The 13,297-nt window shown below is 68.0% G+C and carries 14 protein-coding genes; 11 read left to right on the forward strand and 3 right to left on the reverse strand.

Features of this window, described 5'->3' with window-relative positions:
* Positions 1 to 2: 2 nt before the first annotated feature.
* Positions 3 to 140, reverse strand: a complete 138-nt coding sequence (locus tag FHX42_RS00410) for a hypothetical protein (RefSeq protein WP_182542105.1) — start codon at positions 138 to 140, stop codon at positions 3 to 5.
* A gap of 308 nt (positions 141 to 448) precedes the next feature.
* Between FHX42_RS00410 and FHX42_RS00415 the strand changes: the two genes are divergently transcribed.
* The 4 genes from FHX42_RS00415 to FHX42_RS00430 all read left to right on the forward strand — a co-directional run bounded on the left by FHX42_RS00415 (position 449) and on the right by FHX42_RS00430 (position 3,939).
* Entirely contained in the window at positions 449 to 685 is a 237-nt protein-coding gene (locus FHX42_RS00415; RefSeq protein WP_182542106.1) for a hypothetical protein, read from the forward strand.
* Positions 686 to 831: 146 nt separating this feature from the next.
* A complete protein-coding gene (locus FHX42_RS26920; RefSeq protein WP_182542107.1) occupies positions 832 to 1,596 on the forward strand; it encodes a DUF4352 domain-containing protein in 765 nt (254 codons plus the stop codon).
* 137 nt (positions 1,597 to 1,733) lie between these two features.
* Entirely contained in the window at positions 1,734 to 2,348 is a 615-nt protein-coding gene (locus FHX42_RS00425; protein WP_182542108.1) for a TetR/AcrR family transcriptional regulator, read from the forward strand.
* Positions 2,349 to 2,373: 25 nt separating this feature from the next.
* Positions 2,374 to 3,939, forward strand: coding sequence for an FAD-dependent monooxygenase (locus FHX42_RS00430; RefSeq protein WP_182542109.1), 1,566 nt, complete (start codon positions 2,374 to 2,376; stop codon positions 3,937 to 3,939).
* 5 nt (positions 3,940 to 3,944) lie between these two features.
* On the opposite strand, the gene FHX42_RS00435 is transcribed toward FHX42_RS00430, so the two are convergent.
* Together FHX42_RS00435 and FHX42_RS00440 are read right to left on the reverse strand one after the other, a co-directional pair.
* The gene (locus FHX42_RS00435) at positions 3,945 to 4,475 is read right to left on the reverse strand and encodes a hypothetical protein (protein ID WP_182542110.1); all 531 of its coding nucleotides are present in this window, start codon (positions 4,473 to 4,475) and stop codon (positions 3,945 to 3,947) included.
* A 369-nt stretch (positions 4,476 to 4,844) separates the two neighbouring features.
* Entirely contained in the window at positions 4,845 to 6,320 is a 1,476-nt protein-coding gene (locus FHX42_RS00440) for a S8 family peptidase (RefSeq protein WP_328795950.1), read from the reverse strand.
* A gap of 188 nt (positions 6,321 to 6,508) precedes the next feature.
* Here FHX42_RS00440 and FHX42_RS00445 point away from each other — a divergent pair, with 188 nt between their 5' ends.
* The 7 genes from FHX42_RS00445 (at position 6,509) to FHX42_RS00475 (ending at position 13,228) form a co-directional block, all read left to right on the forward strand.
* Entirely contained in the window at positions 6,509 to 9,097 is a 2,589-nt protein-coding gene (locus tag FHX42_RS00445) for a bifunctional FO biosynthesis protein CofGH (protein ID WP_182542111.1), read from the forward strand.
* A gap of 270 nt (positions 9,098 to 9,367) precedes the next feature.
* Positions 9,368 to 9,880: a hypothetical protein gene (locus FHX42_RS00450; RefSeq protein WP_182542112.1), complete on the forward strand. Its 513-nt coding sequence runs from the start codon at positions 9,368 to 9,370 to the stop codon at positions 9,878 to 9,880.
* Between the two features lie 94 nt (positions 9,881 to 9,974).
* Positions 9,975 to 10,304 (forward strand): hypothetical protein, encoded by a 330-nt coding sequence (locus FHX42_RS00455; RefSeq protein ID WP_182542113.1) that lies wholly within the window; start codon positions 9,975 to 9,977, stop codon positions 10,302 to 10,304.
* The gene (locus FHX42_RS00460) at positions 10,304 to 11,542 is read left to right on the forward strand and encodes a putative T7SS-secreted protein (RefSeq protein ID WP_182542114.1); all 1,239 of its coding nucleotides are present in this window, start codon (positions 10,304 to 10,306) and stop codon (positions 11,540 to 11,542) included. Before FHX42_RS00455 ends, FHX42_RS00460 begins: the two co-directional genes overlap by 1 nt.
* Before the next feature lie 40 nt (positions 11,543 to 11,582).
* A complete protein-coding gene (locus tag FHX42_RS00465) occupies positions 11,583 to 12,083 on the forward strand; it encodes a hypothetical protein (RefSeq protein WP_182542115.1) in 501 nt (166 codons plus the stop codon).
* Between the two features lie 156 nt (positions 12,084 to 12,239).
* Positions 12,240 to 12,758 (forward strand): hypothetical protein, encoded by a 519-nt coding sequence (locus tag FHX42_RS00470; protein ID WP_182542116.1) that lies wholly within the window; start codon positions 12,240 to 12,242, stop codon positions 12,756 to 12,758.
* Between the two features lie 221 nt (positions 12,759 to 12,979).
* On the forward strand, positions 12,980 to 13,228 hold the full coding sequence (locus FHX42_RS00475; RefSeq protein WP_328795813.1) for a hypothetical protein: 249 nt from the start codon (positions 12,980 to 12,982) through the stop codon (positions 13,226 to 13,228).
* Positions 13,229 to 13,297: the final 69 nt, after the last annotated feature.

The raw sequence follows: 13,297 nt of genomic DNA on the forward strand, positions 1-13,297 counted from the left end.
GATCAGTGCGGGGCGACGTCGTGATTGACGACCACTTCGGAACCGGTGGGGCGGAAGCCGCACGCGAGTAGCGTGCGCAGCGCGTTGCCGGGTGCGGCGGTGGCGAACACCGGTTCGCCGGTGGGGGTGCTGCGCCGCACCGCGTCGAGCAGTTCCCGGCCGACGCTCTGCTACTGGTGCTCTGCGGCGACTTCCACGCCCGCTTCCCACCGGTGGACCAGGCCGCGTCACAAGGTGACGCGGTGCTCGTCATCACCGAACACCGTGACGTCGGTGCGGGCATGGTTCGCTCGCTGCACCCGGGGGTGGTCGTCCCACGCGGTCGTGCGCGGGGGTCCGGTGTTCCTTCGCCGATCGCTGCCAGGACGGCTCCGTGGTGGGCCGCGTTTCCGCTTTCACCGGCCGGCCAAGTCAGGAATCCGGAGCCGCGAGAGGTCACGATGGCCGCGTGTCCGGTGAAGTCGACGACCGCTTCCTGATGCGCGAGTTCGGGGGCCGGCAGGACCTCAGCGGTGCCGTCGACCGGTGGGAACCGACCGCGCGCCGCTTCTTCAAGGAGCTGTCGGAGCCGGTCGAATCCTGTCGACGTGATCGGCAGCGCAGCCACCGGGCCTGCTCAGCGCGATCAGTGAGGAGTCGAGCCAGCATCGCCCGTATCAGTCGCTTCCATGCGATTCAAAAATAGATACTGTTTTGTTGTGGTATGATTATCATTTCGGTATGAACTAACCGTGTTCCGGTGAATACTGCTCGGATGGAACAATCGTCGCCGTTAGGTGAACGTGTGTAGCAAGAGCCCCGAAGGGGCGCAGCGGCCAGCGAGGAGAGACCGTGACCTACCAGCAACAACCCACTTCAGAGCCTTACGTGACTCCGCAGCGGCCGAAGAACGGTATGGGTGTCACCGCTTTGGTCCTGGGTATTCTCGGTCTCCTGCTGGCCTGGATCCCATTCATTGGTTTCGTCGGCTTCGTCCTCGGGGTGCTGGCGATCGTTTTCGGCGGCATCGCCGTGTATCGATCCCACAAGAAAATTGCCACGAACCCCGTTGTCTCGTATTTCGGACTGGGTCTTGGAGCGCTGGCCTTCGTGGTCTCCACGGTGGTGTTCGGCGCACTCGTCGTGAGTTCTGCTCAGTATGCCCAGAACGCGGGTGATCGGCTGGATGTTCCTTCGGTCGAAAACCAGGGCGGAAGCTCTGAGGAAAAAGTCGTGCGCCTCGGTTTCGGCGAGCAGCACACGTGGAGTGGCGGCGAGACCATCTCGGTCGCGAAGCCCGAGGAGCACACTCCGTCCGAGCAGTTCATGCGGGCACCGGAGGGGAAGCGGTACGTTGCTGTCGACGTGACGATCCGCAACGAGGGAAAAACCGAGTACAACGTCGTGCAGACCACGATCACTGCTCAGCACGGCGGACAGGCGGCGAAGCAGAGTCCCATGGCGGGTGATCCCATGCCGAACGTGCAGCTCCCTCCCGGCGGTGAGACGACGTACACGGCGGTTTTCGAGATCGGCGAACAGCCCGGAAAACTCCAGCTTTCCGTTCAGCCGAACGCTTTTGCGGCCGATACGGCGTACTTCTCCGGGAAGTTCTGATCAATACGGCGAGCCCCACGGTCGAAGCCGTGGGGCTTTTTGCTGCCCACTCGGCGTCACCGTTTTCCATCAACTGATTGACGCCCCGGTGCGTGCGCGCTACCGTCGTCTATCAAGTGATGGAAAGGGGCGCGGTGATGGTGAAGCGCGCGAAGCCGGGGGAGCAGACCGAGCGGCGCCGGGAGCGGTTGGCCGTGGCGGGGTACGACGTCATGGTCCGGTCCGGCATGGCCAACGTGCGCACGCGTGAGGTCGCGACCGAGGCGGGCATCACCGTCGCGACGCTGCACTACTACTTCCCGACGAAGAACGACCTGGTGCGAGCCGTCGTCGAGTACGCGATCTCCGAACGGATCATCGTCCCGGTTCAGGAGCAGGCGACCACGGCCTCCGACGCGCCGGAGTGGCTCGGGGAGATGCTCGCCGGCCTCCGCGAGCAGGCCGAGCGGGATCCCGGCCACTTTCGCCTGCTGCACGAGATGATCTGGGCCTCGCACGAGGATCCGGAGCTGCGGGTGCTGCTGGAGAACTGGCACGGCCACTGGCACGAGGGCGTCGCGTCCTGTCTGCGAAACGGCCAGCGTGCCGGCACGGTGCGCGCCGACCTGGACCCGCCGACGACCGCTCAGCTGATCGTCTACCTCGCGTTCAGCGTGGTCCTGCGCCCGCCCATGCCTGTCGACCACGGAAAGCACCTGCCCGGCGAGCTCGATCGGTTGCTCGCTTCGCTGAAACCCGAAGAGAGTGCTTGACCCACTCAACGCAGGGAGGCATCCCATGTCCGACGAACAGACCCGGGTCGTGATCGTGGGTGGAAGCCTGGTCGGGCTCTCCACCGCGCTGTTCCTCCGGCACCACGGTGTCGACGTCGTCCTCGTGGAGCGCCATCCGAGCACGTCGATCCAACCCCGCACCCCCGGCTACAACGCGCGCACGATGGAGTCGTTCCGCGCGGTCGGGATCGAGGACGAGGTTCGGGCCGCGGGGCCGTGGACGCTGACCGGGAGCGGGATCCTGTGGGCGGAGAGCCTGAGCAGCCCGAACTGGCACTGGATCGAGCATCCGAGCATGCACGCTCCGACCGAGGGCTTCTCCGAGGTGAGTCCGAGCGAGATGGCGGTGCTGGCCCAGGACGAGCTGGAGCCCGTGCTGCGCGCTCGTGCCGAGTCGCTGGGCGGGGATCTGCGCTTCGCCACCGAACTCCTGTCGTTCGCCCCCGACGACGAGGGGGTCACGGTGGAGGTGGCCGACCGGCGCACGGATGAGCGGAGGAGCGTCCGGGCGGACTACCTGATCGCCGCCGACGGCGCGGACAGTCCGGTGCGTGAGGCGCTCGGGATCGGCCGGGACGGGCCGGGCGTGCTGGGGCACCAGGTCGGCATCGTGGTCCGCACCGACCTCTCGGAGGTGCTGGACGGGCGGAGCTTCGCCATCTCGATGGTGGCGAACCAGCACGTTTCGGGGATGGTCCGCGTCGTCGGCGACCTGATGATCCTGAACGTGGAGCACGACCCCGACGGGGGCGCGGTGTCCGAGCAGTTCCCCGAACATCGCTGCGCCGAGCTGGCGCGCGCGGCCGCGGGCGTTCCGGACCTACCGGTGGAGGTCCTCGACGCCCAGCCGTGGACGACGCGGGCCGCCGTAGCGCGGCGGTTCGTCCACGGCCGGGTGTTGCTGGCCGGCGACGCGGCGCACGTCATGCCGCCCAGCGGTGCGCTCGGGGCCAACACCGGCATCCAGGACGGCTGGAACCTGGCGTGGAAGCTCGCGCTCGTGCTCGACGGCCGGGCGGGCACGGACCTGCTCGACACCTACGGTGCCGAGCGGCGTCCGGTCGCCGAGCTCACGGTCGATCAGGCGCTCGCGCGGGGAGGCGCCTGGTTCGGCGACGGCGAGGCGAGCACCGAGCTGATCGACGATCTGACGCTGATGTTCGGCTACCGCTACGACTCGGCGGCGCTGCTCGCGGAGTCCGGTGCCGGTGCCGAGGTCGAGGACCCGCGCCGACCTTCCTGGGCGCCCGGCACTCGTGTGCCGCACGTGTGGTTGGACGGCGACCGGGACGAGTCCACGGTGGACGCTTGTGCTTCGGGTTTCGCGCTGCTCACCGGCGGCGACGACTCGTGGCCGCGTGCTTCGGCGGAGCTGGAACGGCGGCTCGGACTCCCGATGACCGTGCGTTCCGTGGACCCGGAGGCGGGGGCCTCGTGGGGTATCGAGCCGTCCGGCGCCGTGCTGGTGCGACCGGACGGGTTCGTCGCCTGGCGCTGCGCGTCGATGCCCGAGAACCCCGCCGACGCCCTCGAATCCGTGCTGGATCGGATTCTGGCCAGGACGTCCTGAGGGGATCAGACGGCTGCCCGCGCGCTGAGCAGCTGGGTGAACTCGGCGCGCTCGTCGTCCGAGCGCAGCATGCTCCTCGCGCGCACGATGAGATTGGCCGCCGCGATCTCGGTTTCGAACGTGCTCACCCCCTCCTGCTCACCGAGGTGCTCGGCCGCCCACTCGGCCACCTGCGACCAGGAGTACAGCGCCCACCCGTCGCCGGAGAGCGGTGCGGGGAAGGAACCCGGCCCGCGCTGTCCCGTGGCGATCAGCCGCATTCCCTCGTAGCTGCGCCCCAGCCGCCCGGCGACGGTGCGCAGCGACACGAGATCGTCGGTTTCCACGGCCTGCACGGCGAATCCGGCGGTTTCCGCGTCGCGAATCGCCGTGGAGATGCCCTGGCCCAGTGTCGGAGCTTCCCTGTCGAAGTGCAGGAGCAGGGAACCGCGTCGGGTTTCCGGGCTCGCGTCGTCGCAACCCGACTCGAACAGGATGTCGTACTCCGCCTCCTCCGGAAGTCGGTCCAGGACCAGGGTGAAGTCGTGGAGAATCATGATCACTGCTCCTTCGGTGAACGATGCTGCTTGCGGAACTTGTCGAGCCGGAAAGCATGCAGTTCTGGAACCTGCGGAGTGCAGTAGATCGGCATCTGCTCGCCGCAGCCCGGGCATACGAGCCGGCCCCATCGGTGCCCCTTGTGGAGTTCCACCACGAGAAAGCCCCTCCTGTGCCCGCTTCAGCACTTCGGCGACCGGCTTCTTCGGGTGTCGTCGCTTGCTGATCACCGTGACGAGCGTGCCGCTTGGTGTTGTGACTACACAACGCACAGCCGGGTGAAGGACGACCACGAACGGGTGATCTTCACCGGAGACGAGCCGAGGGGCCTCCCATCCGCGCGGGAGGCCCCTCGGTGTCGGTCGCGGTCAGCCGCGCACCGCGTCGAGCGCGTTGACGAGGCCGGCGCCGAAGAACCCGGCCCCGGTCTTGCCGCCCCGGCACTTCGCGTCCTGCTTGCCGTCACCGTCGGTGTCGTAGGACTTCGGGCAGGGCAGGGTGTCGGCCTGGGCCTTCAGCGCGCCCTTGACCTGCGCTGCCGTCCAGTCCGGGTGCGCGCTGCGCAGCAGCGCTGCGACACCCACCGTGTGCGGGGACGCCATCGAGGTGCCCTGCATGTAGCCCCAGCCGCCGCCGGGCACGCTGGACAGGATCAGCCCGTTGCGCGACGGTGCCTTCTCGGGGATCTGCTCGGAGTCGCCGCCGGGGGCGGTGACGTCGACCGAGCCGAGCCCGTAGTTGGAGAAGTACGACTTCTCGGTGTCGGCGCCGACGGAGGAGACCGTGACCACGCCGGGCAGTTCCCCGGGAAGCTGGGTGCAGCCCGGGCCGGCGAGGCGGTCCTGGGTCGGTCCGCCGTTGTTCGGGCTGTTGGTGTCGCGGATCGGTTTGGACAGGTCCTGGTTGCTGTTGCCCGCGGCGACCACGTTGACGACGTCGTGCCCCTGCGCGTAGGCCACGGAGCGGCGCACCGCCTCGGCGACGGCGGCCTGGTCCGGGTCGCGCTGGCACCAGAAGTACCAGGGATCGACGAAGTAGCTGTTGTTCGTGACGTCGATGCCGTGCTGGGCCGACCACATGAATCCGCACACCGCGGCGGAGGGGTAGATGAAGCCCTCGTCGGTGATGACGCGGATCGAGGCCAGGTTCACGTTCGGGGCCACCCCGGCGATGCCGAGGCCGTTGCGGGCCGCCGCGATCGTGCCCGCCACGTGGGTGCCGTGGTCCTGGCCCGCTTCCGGCCCCCAGGCTTCGACCGACCGGTCGGGGACGCCGTCGACGCAGCTCACCGACTTCGACTCGTCGAGATTCGGTGCGAGGTCGGGGTGGTTCGGGTCGATGCCGTAGTCGAGCACGCCGACCGTGACGTCCTGGCTGCCCCGCGAGACCTGGTGCGCCTTCGGCGCACCGATCATCCGCATGTCCCACTGCTCGGGTTCCAGCGGCTCCGCGCCCGGTTTCGCGGCCGCCGTGGTGGCCTCGACGGTGCCGTCGACCTTTTCGAACCGGTTGGTCGAGTTCTCGTCCGGCATCCGCGCGACCAGGTTGCGACTGGCTCCCACGCCCTGGACGGCCGGTTCGCCACGCAGGTCGGCGGCGAAGCCGACCTCGGTCGAGGTCGCCGCGATGACACCGATCTCCGGCCAGGACCGCACCACGGCGCCCCCGGCGGCTTCCACCGAGTCCGCCGTGACGTCCAGTCCTTCACCGGTCGGGCCGAGGACCATGAAGTGCGCCGGTGCGGCGGTGGTCTGCTGAGCCGGGGCAGCGGCGGCGGTGACCGCGGGCGCGGCCAGGGTCAGGGCCAACGCCGTACCGGCTATGCGTAATGGGCTGCGTCTCACCAATTTGAATGACACCTACTGCTTCATTGCGTTTTCGGGGTTACTAAGCGTTGCAGTCTCTGCCTTGCGGGGGAGGCTCGATAGGGCGAAATGGAGTAATTCAGCCGTCGTAAGCAACACGTGATGTGACGTGCAGCGCTTCGCTTTCCGGGTGGGATTCACCGGCGGATCGGCATAGGGTCGGGGGCGTGTCGGTTGATCTCGAAACACCCCAGCCGGAACCGGTCCCCAGCGCGTCGGCGATGCGTCGTGCTCTTCGCCGGGCCACCGACGGCAAGGCCCTGGACGCCTCCGAGGCCGCCGTGCTGCTGCACGCGCGCGGCGACGACCTGGAGACCCTGTTCGGTGCCGCATCCCGCGCCCGTGACGCGCACCTGGTGGCCGAGGGCCGCGGGGGCGTGGTGACCTACAGTCGCAACGTCTTCATCCCCCTGACCCGGCTGTGCCGGGATCGGTGCCACTACTGCACCTTCGCCACCGTCCCGCACAAGGTCGACGCCCCGTTCCTGGAACAGGACGAGGTGCTGGAGATCGCGCGCCGAGGTGCCGCGGCGGGCTGCAGGGAAGCCCTGTTCACCCTGGGCGACCGCCCGGAGGACCGGTGGTCGGCGGCCTCGGAGTGGCTGGAGGCGCGTGGTTACTCCTCCACGATCGACTACGTGCGCTCGTGCGCCATCGCGGTGCTGGAGGAGACCGGGCTGCTGCCGCACCTCAATCCCGGGGTGCTGAGCTGGCAGGAGCTGACCAGGCTCAAGCCCGTCGCTCCGAGCATGGGCATGATGCTGGAGACCACCTCGGAACGGCTGTTCAGCGAACCGGGCAATCCGCACTACGCGAGCCCGGACAAGGATCCCGCCGTGCGGCTGCGCACCCTGGCCGACGCCGGTCGGGTGGCGGTGCCGTTCACCAGCGGCATCCTCATCGGCATCGGCGAGACCACGACCGAACGCGCCGAGTCGTTGCTGGCGCTGCGGCAGAGCGCCCGTCAGTACGGGCACATCCAGGAGATCATCGTCCAGAACTTCCGGGCCAAGCCCGACACGGCGATGCGCGAAGCGCCCGACGCCGACCTGCACGACCTGGCCGCGACCATCGCCGTGGCACGGTTGCTGATGCCGTCCGGGGTGAGCGTGCAGGCACCGCCGAACCTGGTCGGTGACCAGCAGCTGTTGATGCTGCGCGCCGGAATCGACGACTGGGGTGGCGTGTCGCCGGTGACTCCGGACCACGTCAGCCCCGAGCAGCCGTGGCCGGAGCTCGACGAACTGTCCGAGCAGACCCGCACCGGCGGGTTCGAGCTGCGCGAGCGCCTGACCGCCTACCCGCGTCACGTGCGCGCGGGGCTGACCGGCGACAGTACGCAGTGGATCGACACGCGGGTGGCGCCCCACGTCTCGCGACTGGCCGACTCGGACGGACTGGCGGCGGCGGAGACGGAGCCGGCCGGGCAACCGTGGCAGGAGCCCGATGGCGGCTTCGAGTCGCTCGGCCGCACCGACCTGAACACCAGCATCGACACGGTGGGACGTTCCGAGGACAAGCGCGGCGACTTCGACACCGTCTACGGCGACTGGGAGGAGCTGCGTCAGCAGCTCCCGAGCACGCGGGAGCCCGAGCGGCTGGAGACCGACGTGCGCGAGGGACTGCGGATCGCGGCCGAGAATCCGGCCGCGCTGCTCGACGAGTCCAGCACGACCGCGGCGATGGCGCTGATGACCTGCGACGGGGTGGCGCTGGACGAGATGACGAAGCTGGCCGACGCGCTGCGGCGCGACGTCGTCGGCGGCGATATCACCTACGTGGTCAACCGCAACATCAATTTCTCCAACATCTGCTACGTCGGATGCCGCTTCTGCGCCTTCGCGCAGCGGGAGCGTGACGCCGACGCCTTCCGGCTGTCCCCCGACGACGTCGCCGACCGCGCCGAGGAGGCCTGGCGGGCGGGGGCGACCGAGGTGTGCATGCAGGGGGGCATCGATCCGCGCCTGCCGGTCGGTGGGTACGCGGAGCTGGTGCGCGCGGTCAAGACCCGGGTCCCGGGCATGCACGTGCACGCCTTCAGCCCGATGGAGGTCGTCTCCGCCGCGGCCAAGGCCGGCGTCGGTATCGCGGACTGGCTGACCGAACTGCGCGAGGCCGGGCTGGACAGCATTCCCGGAACGGCCGCCGAGATCCTCGACGACGACGTGCGCTGGGTGCTGACCAAGGGCAAGCTGCCCGCGTCGGAGTGGATCGAGGTCATCAGCACCGCGCACCGGCTGGGCATCCCGTCGTCGTCGACGATGATGTACGGCCACGTCGACACCCCCGAGCACTGGCTCGGTCACCTGCGCACCCTCGCCGAGGTGCAGGACCGGGCCGCCGCCAACGGGGTCGGCGGGTTCACCGAGTTCGTTCCGCTGCCGTTCGTGCACCGCAACGCGCCGATCTACCTGGCGGGGCTGGCCAGGCCCGGACCGACCCAGCGGGACAACCGCGCGGTGCACGCGATGGCCCGCCTCGCGCTGCACGGTCGTGTCGACAACGTGCAGTGCTCCTGGGTCAAGCTCGGTGACGAGGGCACCTCCCAGGTGCTGACCGGCGGGGCCAACGACCTCGGCGGCACCCTCATGGAGGAGACCATCAGCCGGATGGCCGGATCCGAACACGGTTCGGAACGCACCATCGAACAGCTGCACGACATCGCCTCGCGGATCGACCGCACGGCCCGTCAGCGCGGAACGACCTACGGTCCGGCACCGGTCCGGCACCTCGGCCTCACCGAGGCGCCCGGGTAGGGGGCCCGGCCGGACTTCGCCGAGCCCGGATTTCGCCCGGCCGGGCGAAATCCGGGATTTTGGCTCGTCAGGGGAGTTTCCCGTCGTGGGAATACCCCGGTGCGGGCAGGCGGTTTCTCCGGATCGTTGGATTTCGGACTCCCCGTGTTCGCCATCCGTTCCCCGCCTCGGTTGTCCCGGATCAGGGGACATCACGGATCCCGACGGTTGCTTGTGGGAGAGTTCGGAAACCATTAGTATGCCGCTCAGCTCGACGGAGGAAGGCTCGGCATGGGGTTGTTCGACTGGTTCACCGGCACCAAGCGTCCCGAGGGCGGAGTTACACCGAGATCACCACAGGAGGTCTACCAGTCCCTACTCGCGGTGAACCGGGACGATGCTCCCTTCGTGGTGCGTGACGGCTCGCCCGAGGGGGTCGACCTGATCTCGGAGTGGCGGATCATGGACCCCGTCTGGTACGAGCACTTCAAGGCATTCAGTGTGACCAAATATTATCAGATCCGGATGCGTCTCGATCCTTCGAAGCAGGAAGTGCGCTCGGTGGACAGAACTTGGGAAGTGGACTGGGTACGAGGATTTCCCCAGTTCGTTCATGGTGCCGAAACAGGTCGGGGGCAGGTAAAGAAGGTCGAGAAGGCGTGGTCCCTCGGGCGTGATGAGAACGGCAAGCTTGAACTCAAGGACAAAGCCACCTTCTCTATGGGCGAGTTGAAGTCTCCGCTTCAGAAATCCGTTATCGATCTCGGGTGGACCTGGCGCGGTGTCGCGGTCGGCAAACTCTGACAGGACCACTTTCGAAGTGGTCTTCGCGTTGGCTGGAATTGGGATCGGCCGTGTCCGACTGGAACAGTCGTCTTGTTCGTTGAAATGAGGCAGTATGGGCGATGGATTCGGTGTCGAGCCGGAGGTGCTCCGGCAGGCGGCGTCCAAGATATTCGACACGGTTGGCGGCGCGGACGGCAGGAAGCTGGATTCCTTCTGCGGAGACAGCGGTGCATACGGTCACGATGCCCTGTTCAAGGCTTTCGAGGAGTTCTGCTCCGCCACGCAGCTCGGTGCCGAGGTGCTGGTGCGGAAAGCCGAGTCGACCGGTGACGGGCTGAACCACGCCGCGCGAACTTACGCGGAGAGCGACGGTGTCGCGAACGACGAGATGACCGCCCTCGTCAACGACTTGAACGGCAGCAGGGCTCCGGGAGGGAAGTGATGGCCGAACTCGGTGAGACCACGGACCCCAAGGCGCTGGTTCCCGGTGATCCGGACGGTCTGAACGACAAGGCCACGAAACTCCGCGAGGAGGGTGAGCGCTTCGAGACCGTCGGGGCCGGTCTCAAGCGCGTCGAGGTCGGTGATTGGAAGGGGGAGGCCAGTGAGGCGTTCTGGAGCACCTTCTCCCCCGAGCCGCCGAAGTGGATCAAGGTCTGTGATGCCACCGAGTCCGTCTCCAAGGTCCTGAGTGGTTATGCGGAGACGCTGCGCTGGGCGCAGAACCAGGCTTCGGAAGCCATCGCGCTGTGGGAGAGGGGGGAGGACGAGTCTCGGCGGGCTGCCGGGACTCAGGCCGCCTCGGCGAAAGGGGACGCTCCCGGATCGGGATACCGGCAGCAGGCGCAGCAGACTCTCGCGCACGCCCGCGAACAGCTCGACGCGGCCGGTACCCGGGCGGCGGCTGCCATCGGCGGCGGTTCCGGCAAGGAGGGTGCGCTCGACGGCCTCGTCCACGCGGTGACGAGTGGGTGGAAAGCCGAGGGCAAGGCGGATGCCAGCGGTCCGAATGCCGGAGCCTCGGCCTCCTGGCCCAAGGGCGGCAAGATGGGGGAGCTCAAGGCTTTCGCCGAGTTGGCCAAGGCCAGTGCTCAGGGCTCGGTCGGCAACGAGTACGCGCAGCTGTCGGGCAAGGCTTCCGCGACCGTGGCGGCGGAAGCTTCCCTCTCGGGGGGAGTGACCAATGAGGGAGTGGCCGCGAAGGCCGAGGTGGCGGCGGGAGCGAAGGCGACGGCTCAGGGAAAGGCCGAGCTGGGGCCGTATCTCGGTTACAATGCGAAAGGCGAAGCATTCGTGGGCGGTAAGGCCAGTGCGAGTGCGTCAGTGGGGCTCGACGGTCTGCATGCGAATGCCGGTGCTTTTGCCGGTGGAAAGGTAACCGGAAAAGCGGGTGGCGATATCGGCGGTATAGGTATCAATGCCACGGCTGAGGGGTGGGCCGGTCCGGGAGCTGAGGCTGGGGTCCACTTCGGTCCTGATGAAAGCGGGACATGGCACATCGGGGCGAACGCCGGGGTTTCCCCCATCGTGGGCGGCAAGCTCGGTTTCGAGCTCACCGTCGATCCGGAGGACGTGGCCGCGACGGCCTCCGATGCCGCCCAGTTCGTCGGAGATGCCGGTGAGTCCGTGGGGGAATTCGCCTCGTCGTCCTACGATACCGTGACGGGCTGGGTTTCCTGATTATGGCGGTTCCCGTTTTTCGTGAATGGAGTGTGTGACGATGGTCGGCACCCTGCCGATTCCGATCAAATTCGAACTGCCCGAGGGGTGGCAGGCTGGGGATCCCGACGAGCTCGGGTCGCCGGATTCGGCGTTCGCCGCGATTCACCCCGGATCGTGGCAGCCCGGTTCCACGGCCAACATCACCATCGACGGTGCGTACCGGCCGGACCCGGCCACGCTGACCGACATCGCCGACGAGTCGGTCGGCAACATCGAGCAGGTCGCGGAGCCGGTGGAGGTGGCCCAGCGTTCGGAACTCGGCTCGGCCGAGGCTCCGGGGCTCGGACAGGTGCTGAAGTTCTCCGCCGTCGTCGACGGCACGGCCCGGGAGTTGTTCCAGTGCCAGATCTACCTGTCGATGGTGGATACCGAGGACCCGGAGCAGCGGGTGGTGGTCCGGCTGGTGCTGACCGCCAATCCCGAGCAGTTCCGGACTCTCATGGACGACTTCCAGGCGTTCGTCGGGTCCGTGCGCGCGGAGAGCGAACGGGACGAGTGAGGTGTATCAGTCCCGCTCGCCGGGAACCGCGAGGAAGCGCCTTTCGTGAACCGCTACGGCAGCTCCGGAGTAGCGCCCTGCGCCTCGTTGACCTGCGGTAGGGTGACTCGAGACCGACGAGCACCGCGCCGTCGTCTCCGAGTGGAGTGGGTGAGAATGGCCGGCACCTTGCCGATCCCGATCCGGTTCCGCGTCCCGGCGGGATGGCAGGATGCCGATCCCGACGAGGCCGGTGCCCCCAACGCGGCGTTCGTCGCGGTCCATCCCGGGTCGCAGCAGCCCGGCTCGCTGGCCAGCATCACCCTCGACGGTGACTACCGGCCGGACCCGGCCACGCTGAGCGACATCGCCGACGAGTCGGTCGGCGCGCTCGGGCAGGTGGCCAGGGCGGTGGAGGTGACCCAGCGCTCCGAGTTCGGCACCTCCGAATCCCCCGGAGTGGGTCAGGTGCTGAGCTTCTCCGTGGTCGTCGGGGAGAGCGAGCGGGAGTTGTTCCAGTGTCAGATCTACCTGTCGATGGTGGATACCGAGGATCCGGAGCAGCGGGTGGTGGTCCGGCTGGTGCTGACCGCCAATCCCGAGCAGTTCCAGATTCTCCTGGACGACTTCCAGGCTTTCGTCGCTTCCGTGCGTGCGGACCCGGATGGCGGTGAATCCGACTCCACGGTCGGTTAGTGGCGATGTCCAGCGGTTCTCACACGATCGGCGACCCGGTGTGAGCAACGTTGCGTAACCCCATACGATCTCTGCGGCGTTCGCTGGTCCGCACCTGTCGGCCACCTCTCGGTAGGAGTGCGAATCGAACGCGACGTTACCGGTTTCCGGAACGGTCGGAGAACCGCAAACCCGGATTGGTTGTGGCCCGTACGGGTCACCGTCAAGGGAGGCATCCGCTCGTGCGTAGCCGACTGGCTCGCGCCGGCAAGCAAGCGCCCGCGCTCGTCGCCGCCATGATGGCCGGTGGCACGGCCACCGCTCACGCCGCCACGCCCGATCAGCACCTCGATGCCCAGGCGACTCCGCTGGACGCCCTGAGCGCCCCGGTAGCCGCCACCGCTCTCGGCCTCGGCCTCGTCGGGATGGTCGTGGGCACGTTGCGCCGCAAGAAGATCCCGGTGCAGCCGGAGAACCAGCGCAAGACCTGACGATCACCGGGTGGTGGGCTTCTCCCCCGGGCGGGCGCGGAAACACCGTGGCGACTTGATGCGACAATC

This window comes from Halosaccharopolyspora lacisalsi (genome assembly GCF_014137975.1).
GTDB lineage: Bacteria > Actinomycetota > Actinomycetes > Mycobacteriales > Pseudonocardiaceae > Halosaccharopolyspora > Halosaccharopolyspora lacisalsi.

What these genes read in the sequence shown, in the direction of transcription:
- FHX42_RS00425 (WP_182542108.1), top strand. Translation starts at nt 1,734, where the DNA reads ATGGTGAAGCGCGCGAAGCCGGGGGAGCAGACCGAGCGGCGCCGGGAG.
- FHX42_RS00430 (WP_182542109.1), top strand. Translation starts at nt 2,374, where the DNA reads ATGTCCGACGAACAGACCCGGGTCGTGATCGTGGGTGGAAGCCTGGTC.
- FHX42_RS00435 (WP_182542110.1), bottom strand. Translation starts at nt 4,475, where the DNA reads ATGATTCTCCACGACTTCACCCTGGTCCTGGACCGACTTCCGGAGGAG.
- FHX42_RS00450 (WP_182542112.1), top strand. Translation starts at nt 9,368, where the DNA reads ATGGGGTTGTTCGACTGGTTCACCGGCACCAAGCGTCCCGAGGGCGGA.
- FHX42_RS00455 (WP_182542113.1), top strand. Translation starts at nt 9,975, where the DNA reads ATGGGCGATGGATTCGGTGTCGAGCCGGAGGTGCTCCGGCAGGCGGCG.
- FHX42_RS00460 (WP_182542114.1), top strand. Translation starts at nt 10,304, where the DNA reads ATGGCCGAACTCGGTGAGACCACGGACCCCAAGGCGCTGGTTCCCGGT.
- FHX42_RS00465 (WP_182542115.1), top strand. Translation starts at nt 11,583, where the DNA reads ATGGTCGGCACCCTGCCGATTCCGATCAAATTCGAACTGCCCGAGGGG.
- FHX42_RS00470 (WP_182542116.1), top strand. Translation starts at nt 12,240, where the DNA reads ATGGCCGGCACCTTGCCGATCCCGATCCGGTTCCGCGTCCCGGCGGGA.